Source organism: Deinococcus fonticola (assembly GCF_004634215.1).
Lineage (GTDB): Bacteria > Deinococcota > Deinococci > Deinococcales > Deinococcaceae > Deinococcus > Deinococcus fonticola.
In genome coordinates this window covers 114,616-120,615 of the sequence record NZ_SMMH01000009.1, presented here as the reverse complement: position 1 = coordinate 120,615, position 6,000 = coordinate 114,616, and the positions used below count along the sequence as shown (strand labels likewise).

The following is a 6,000-nucleotide window of genomic DNA, read 5'->3' as shown; positions in this document are numbered from 1 at the left end:
GAACGCCGGGGATGGCCGCAGGTGTGACGGATCACGCCTGGACGGTCGCGGAACTGCTCCGCTATAGGATCGAACCGTTTGTTGAAGCCGCATGATTCAGCTCCACGCTGTCCTGTGGTTCTACCCATCCATACTTCCCATCCAGCAATTGAAGGAAGGGCAACCTCTTGGCGTAGTCTTGCTGAATTTTGCCCTTATGAGCGTATTTGCGGTGCTGGCTTGCCATCCAGACCGCATGGCTCGTTGGTCTTTGCTGCTCCTGACGGCTTTACTGGTGGCTGTCGTGAATGGCCTGTTCTTCAGTTCTTTAGGTTTAAGTTTGCTGGCGGTGGCTGCGCAGGCTGCCGCCATGACGATTCTGCTGGGCGGTTTCAGTGAACTGGTGTGGCGATACCAGCGAAAGAACAACCTGACGTAAGCCATTCGTCTGATTCACGCCTTGACCCGTCCGCCGTACATTGCTGGCGGGGGAGTCGGCCAACAGGCGGGCCACCGGGAAAAACGATTGTCTGATCCGGTACAGCGAACAGCTTTGGGCGCAGGCCGCAAGGTCGGAACGGGTTGCAGTTGCACCTATAGCGGCCCCTTCCGGGGGGTGGGTTAAAGCAGCAAGGGAAGCGCGTTTCCTGAAAGTTCCAGCGTCATTTATGCGGGTTCAAGTCCCGTCTCCTCCACCATTTCGGAAGCCCCTGCCGTCTCTGGTGGGGTTTCTTTCCTTTATGCACATTGTGAACCAGAAAGGCAGCCTTCTCGGGCTGCCCTTCCGATGATATGGCTTACTGCGTTGGCTCAGTCGTGCGCGCCGGCGAGTTCCTTGCCGAACTGCTGCGCCTCGGTGCTGCCGGCCAGGGCGGTGGTGCTGCTCTGACCGCCGCCGGCGGCCTGCGCCACCAGGTCGAAGTAGCCGGTGCCGACTTCGCGCTGGTGCTTGACGGCGGTGAAGCCACGCTCCTGCGCTTCGAATTCGCGTTCCTGGAGTTCGACGAAGGCGCTCATCTGCTTGCGGGCGTAGCCGTAGGCCAGGTCGAACATGCTCATGTTGAGGCTGTGGAAGCCGGCCAGGGTGATGAACTGGAACTTGTAGCCCATCTTGCCCAGCTCGACCTGGAATCTGGCGATGGTTTCGTCGTCCAGGTTTTTCTTCCAGTTGAAGCTGGGCGAGCAGTTGTAGGCCAGCAGTTTGCCCGGGAATTTCTCGTGGACGGCCTCGGCGAACTTGCGGGCGTCCTCCAGGTTGGGGATGCTGGTTTCGCACCAGATCACGTCGGCGTAAGGGGCGTAGGCCAGGGCGCGGGAAATGGCCTGCTCGATGCCGGGCTTGACGTAATAGAAGCCTTCGGGGGTGCGTTCGCCGGTGCAGAAGGGTTTGTCGTTGTCGTCCACGTCACTGGTGAGCAGGTTGGCGGCGTCGGCGTCGGTGCGGGCGATCAGGACGGTGGGCACGCCGGAAACGTCGGCGGCCAGTCGGGCGGCGTTCAGCGTGCGGATAAACTGGCTGGTGGGCACCAGCACCTTGCCGCCCAGGTGACCACACTTCTTCTCACTGGCGAGCTGGTCTTCAAAATGCACGCCCGCCGCGCCCGCTTCGATCATGGCTTTCATCAGTTCGAAGGCGTTCAGGGGGCCACCGAATCCGGCTTCGGCGTCGGCGACGATGGGCACGAGGTAATCGATCTCGTTCCTGCCTTCACTGTGCTGAATCTGGTCGGCGCGGCGCAGGGTGTTGTTGATGCGCTTGACCACGTCCGGCACGCTGCTCGCGGGGTAGAGGCTCTGATCCGGGTACATCTGCCCGGCGTTGTTGGCGTCACCGGCCACCTGCCAGCCACTGAGGTAAATGGCCTTCAGGCCGGCCTTGACCTGCTGCATGGCCTGGTTGCCGGTCAGTGCGCCCAGGGCGTTCACGAAGGGCATTTCTTTCATCTGCTGCCACAGTTTGTTCGCGCCGTGGCGGGCCAGGGTGTGCTCGATGGGCAGGCTGCCGCGCAGTTTCACGACCTCGTCGGCGGTGTAGTTGCGCTTGATGCCTTTCCAGCGCTCGTCGGTCTGCCAGGTCTTCTCCAGGATTTCGGCGGGGGTTTTGGGGGTGGGGGTCATGGTGCAGCTCCTTTTGAAGGGGGGTGATCTGTCCTCGCCCACGCTGGGGAGGTGCCGAATGCCCTTCTTTGATGACCACAGTCTGCGCCCCGCGCCCTTCAAATAAACTGGTGTACTCCTGACAGAAGGGAGTACACCACCCCGCGAAGTACACCACCCCGAATCGGGGCCATAAAAAAGAGGCCCCACACGGGAGCCTCTGCACATTACTGGCTTGCTTTAGAACTTGACGCCCTGGGCTTTCAGCAGGCGCTTGGCCGTCGCGGTGGGCTGGGCGCCCTTGGCGAGCCACTCCTGGGCGCGTTCCACGTTGACCTTCAGGTAGTCTTCGCGGGTTTTGCGGGGGTCGTAGTGACCCAGGTTCTCGATGTAGCCACCGTCGCGGGGGCGGCGGGCGTCGGCGACGACGATGCGGTAGTGGGGGTTGTGGGTGGAGCCGTAACGGGACAGACGAATTTTAACCATGCTCAGTTGACCTCTGGGGGTTGATTTCGAGGGTAGTGTCCCCGCTAGGGCCGGGACGCTGCGCCCGTCAGCAGCCAGAATCGGAGCGCACCGCAGAACTTTACCAGAAGCGCGGGGTTCAAGCAAGAGCCGGCGGGCATTCTCTTGACCCCCAGCCATGCTTTTCTATACACGCCTGCCGCACCACTTCCCCGCTAGAACCGGGGGGCGGTGGGGGTGCCGTTCTGCCGGAGTTGGAAGGCCATGCGTTCAGCGCCGAAGATGGGGCTGCCGCCGATCACGCCGACCGGCGCGCCCCGGCGCACGCGCTCGCCCACGTTAACGGACGCCTCGCTGAGCCCGAAGTACCCGGTGACCAGGCCGCCCCCGTTGTCGAGCAGCACCACCCATCCCAGCGAAGCGTAGTGCGTGGCGGCCAGGACGTTGCCGTCGAGGGCCGCGGTGGCCTGCGCGCCGGCAGGGCCGCTGAGCAGCACCCACTGCGCACCGTTCGTGCCGTAGGGCGCCGAAATCTGCCCGCCGGCCAGCGGAAAGCCGACCGGGCCGGTGCTCGGGAGCGCGGGCAGGGGTTGCAACTCGATGGTGTTCTGCTGCTGGGCCTGCTGCACCTGAACCTGCCGGGCCCGCAGGGCTGCCCGCTCGCGTTCCAGTGCCTGCTGCCGCGCCCGCAGCAGCGCCTCCTGGCGTTCACGGGCCAGCCGGGCCTGCCGCTGCTTTTCCTCGCGGGCCTGGCGTTCCTGTTCGGCCCGCAGTCTGGCCAGGCGAAGGGCTTCCTGGCGGGCGCGTTCCTGTTCGGCGGCCAGGCGGCGGGCCTCGGCTTCGCGGCGCTGGCGTTCCTCTTCCAGCCGGCGGCGCCGCTCGGCTTCGATGCGGGCGCGTTCCCGGACGACCTGCCCCACCAGCTGGTCGATGGACTGCGCGGTCAGGGCCTGCTGCGCCTGGGTGCGTACTGCCACAGCCTTCTGGCCCTCGGTGGACTTGCGCAGCTGTGCCAGCAGGGCTTGCTGTTCGCGGCGCGTGGCGCGCAGGTCGGCCAGCTTGGTGGCCCGTTCGGCCTGAAGTGCCTGAAGGGCCTGGGACTGGCGGGTCTGCTGGGCCTGCTGCGTCTGGAGCAGTTCGGCGGCGTCCCGGAGCGTGCCGATCACCTGCACGTTGTGCTGACCGGACATGTTGGCGTAATCCAGGCGGATCAGCAGGTCCGAGAGGTTCTTCGACTGCGAGAGCAGCGCCAGATACTGCCCGCTGCGTTCGCGGTACAGGCTGTTCAGGACACCGCGCACGTCGGCCTTCAACTTGTCCACGCGCACCTGCGTGAGGGCCAGTTGCGCGCTGGTTTCCTCCAGTTGCCGCCCGGCCAGGGCCACGCGCGCGGTGGTGTTGGCCAGCTGGTTTTCCAGCGTGGCGATACTGACGGCCAGAGTGTCCAGCCTGTCCAGGGTGGCTTTCTGCTGCGCGGTCAGGTTCGCCAGTCTGGAGCGCAGTTTCTGAAGTTGCTTGGCTTGCTGGTCGTTCAGGGTTTTTTGCTGTTGCAGGTCGCGTTGCAACTGCAAGAGGCGCTCGCTAGTGGTCTGCGCCCCGCTCAGCACACTGGCCGACAGGATCAGGGTCAGGCCCAGATATTGCCCCAGCCGCCGGCCCAATCGCCGGCCCAGTCGCGGGAAATTCACTCCAGTTCCCTCAGGTAGCGGCTGGTGGCGAACAGGCTGCCGATCAGGCCCACCGCGATGCCCAGCACCGCCACGCCCGCCAGGATGGGCAGGATGGTGTTCAGGTCGGTGACAATGGGAAACACCGGCACGAACTGCACCAGGCGTCTGGACAGCTCCAGGTAAGCGAAGCCCAGCGCCCCGGTGGCGATGACCGAGGCGATCAGGCCCACCAGAATGCCCTCGATCAGGTGCGGCATGCGGATAAACGCGGGCGTGGCCCCCAACAGGCGCATCACGCCGATCTCGTTGCGGCGGGCATACATGGCGACCCGCACTGCGTTCAGGATGTTAAAGAGTGTGCCCAGCAATAGCAGACTCACCAGCCCGTAGCCGGCGGTTCTGACCGCCGTGAGCGTACGCACCGCCGGGTCGACGTACCCCGCGCCGTACTCCACGCTTTCCACGCCCGGCAATCGCTGCACCGCGCTGGCCACCGGGCGCGAGTCCTCGACGCGGCCCACCCGCATGCGAATGGTGTCGGGGAAGGGGTTGCCGGCCAGGTCGGCCGCCTCTTTCGCGTAGGGGTAATCGCGGGTCATCTCGGCCAGCACCTGCTCTTTACTCAGCAGTTGCGCCTCCCGCACCTGCGGGTACTGCTTCACCTGCGCCAGCAGGTTGGCGTCGTCGGCCTGCTCGGTCAGGTAAGCCGCGACCTCCACCTGCGACTCCAGTTGCTCCAGCGTGCGGTTCACGTTCAGGGTCAGCAGCAGCACCGCCCCCAGCACCAGCAGGGTGATCGTCATGGTCGTCAACGTCGAGAACGTGGACGTGAAATTGGCCCGCATGGCGAGCAGCGCCTGACGAAGGTGGTAGTTCATGCGAGCCGCCTTTGACGGCGTTCAAGAGTCGAAGAGTCCGAGGGTTCAAGAAACGCGGCCCTCGGTCTCCTTAGACCCTCAGACCCTTTGACCCTTCGACCGCCAGCGTAGCGGGCCTTCACAGCGTGTACCCCCCCAGCGGGTCGTCGCGCACCAGTTTGCCCTTGCGCAGGGTCAGGGTGCGGTGGCGGTAGGTTTCGACCAGTTCGCGGGCGTGCGTGGCGACGATCACGGTGGTGCCGCGCAGGTTGACGTTCTGCAACACCTTCAGCACCTCGCGGCTGTTGTCCGGGTCGAGGTTGCCGGTGGGTTCGTCGGCCAGCATGATGGGCGGGTCGGACACGATGGCCCGCGCGATCGCCACGCGCTGCTGCTCGCCCAGGGAAAGCTGGACCGGCAGGGCCGTCTTCTTGTGTTCCAGGCCCACCGTGCGCAGCGCCACGGTCACGCGCTGGCGCCACTCGCGCGCCGGCACGCCCGTGACGCGAAGTGCGAAGGCCACGTTGTCGTAGGCGTTCAGGTGGTCGAGCAGCAGGTTGTCCTGAAAGACTGTGCCCATGCGCCGGCGCAGCAGCGGCGTCTTGCGGCCGCGGTAGTGGCTCAGCGGCAGGCCCGCCACCTGCACCACGCCCCTCGTGGGCAGGGCGCGCTTGAGCAGCAGGTTCATGAAACTGCTTTTACCCGCGCCCGAGTGCCCGACCAGGTACACGAATTCGCCTTTGCCGATGTGCAGTGTCACGTCGTCGAGCGCCAGCGTACGGGTGACCGGGTACTCCAGCGTCACCTGCTTGAAATCGATCATGCCCGCCCCCGCGGGTGGGCCGAGGCATAGGGAGGCGGAAGCGGTCGGGTCTGACGAAAAGAGGCGGGCATGCGCTCCAGCAGCATAACGCACGCCTCGCCCCACGCCG

General features: G+C 65.2%; 6 protein-coding genes. 1 reads left to right on the top strand and 5 read right to left on the bottom strand.

From position 1 onward, the window contains the following. Nucleotides 1–91: 91 nt before the first annotated feature. Nucleotides 92–418, top strand: a complete 327-nt coding sequence (locus E5Z01_RS07380) for a hypothetical protein (RefSeq protein WP_135228766.1) — start codon at nt 92–94, stop codon at nt 416–418. Nucleotides 419–789: 371 nt separating this feature from the next. On the opposite strand, the gene aceA is transcribed toward E5Z01_RS07380, so the two are convergent. The 5 genes from aceA to ftsE all read right to left on the bottom strand — a co-directional run bounded on the left by aceA (nt 790) and on the right by ftsE (nt 5,891). Continuing rightward, the gene (gene aceA / locus E5Z01_RS07375) at nt 790–2,097 is read right to left on the bottom strand and encodes an isocitrate lyase (protein ID WP_135228765.1); all 1,308 of its coding nucleotides are present in this window, start codon (nt 2,095–2,097) and stop codon (nt 790–792) included. A 219-nt stretch (nt 2,098–2,316) separates the two neighbouring features. Next, a complete protein-coding gene (rpsP, locus tag E5Z01_RS07370) occupies nt 2,317–2,562 on the bottom strand; it encodes a 30S ribosomal protein S16 (RefSeq protein WP_119766051.1) in 246 nt (81 codons plus the stop codon). Nucleotides 2,563–2,756: 194 nt separating this feature from the next. Then, nucleotides 2,757–4,229: a murein hydrolase activator EnvC family protein gene (locus E5Z01_RS07365; RefSeq protein ID WP_240738230.1), complete on the bottom strand. Its 1,473-nt coding sequence runs from the start codon at nt 4,227–4,229 to the stop codon at nt 2,757–2,759. After that, a complete protein-coding gene (locus E5Z01_RS07360) occupies nt 4,226–5,089 on the bottom strand; it encodes a cell division protein FtsX (RefSeq protein WP_167757818.1) in 864 nt (287 codons plus the stop codon). The genes E5Z01_RS07365 and E5Z01_RS07360 overlap by 4 nt, the downstream gene beginning before the upstream one ends. Nucleotides 5,090–5,207: 118 nt before the next feature. Beyond that, nucleotides 5,208–5,891, bottom strand: coding sequence for a cell division ATP-binding protein FtsE (ftsE, locus tag E5Z01_RS07355; RefSeq protein ID WP_119766052.1), 684 nt, complete (start codon nt 5,889–5,891; stop codon nt 5,208–5,210). Nucleotides 5,892–6,000 lie beyond the last annotated feature (109 nt).